A 665-nucleotide genomic window follows, 5' to 3' on the forward strand; every position below is an offset into this window, starting at 1 on the left:
TCATGTTCGCGGTTCCGGGAAGCCCCGAAGAACAACTCCTCCACACCACCGAATACGCCCAACCCGCACTCTTCGCCCTCGAAGTCGCCCTCCACCACCTCCTCACCCACCACACCATCACCCCCGACTACCTCATCGGCCACTCCCTCGGCGAAATCACCGCCGCCCACCTCGCCGGCATCCTCACCCTCCCCGACGCCGCCCACCTCATCACCACCCGCGGCCACCTCATGCAAACCATGCGCACCGACGGCGCCATGACCGCCATCAACGCCACCGAAACCGAAATCCTCCCCACCCTCACCAACACCGCCAGCATCGCCGCCCTCAACAGCCCCACCAACACCGTCATCACCGGCGACCACACCACCATCACCACCCTCACCACCCACTGGAAAAACCAAGGCCGCCACACCACCCCCCTCCACGTCAGCCACGCCTTCCACAGCCACCACACCGACCCCATCCTCCACCAACTCCACACCACCACCAGCACCATCACCCACCACCCCCCCACCACCCCCCTCATCAGCAACCTCACCGGCACCCTCGCCACCCCCCACCAACACACCCCCGAATACTGGACCCACCACGCCCGCAACCCCGTCCGCTTCCACGACGGCATCCACCACCTCCACACCCTCGGCGTCACCGAATACCTCGAG

Annotated in this window: 1 protein-coding gene; it reads left to right on the plus strand. The window is 66.2% G+C overall.

What is annotated here, in order from left to right:
• Positions 1–665: acyltransferase domain-containing protein (locus tag MXD95_RS04100; protein ID WP_250639174.1), on the plus strand; the 665-nt coding region annotated here is incomplete at both ends.

The sequence above is a fragment of the Frankia sp. AiPa1 genome, assembly GCF_023243075.1.
Lineage (GTDB): Bacteria > Actinomycetota > Actinomycetes > Frankiales > Frankiaceae > Frankia.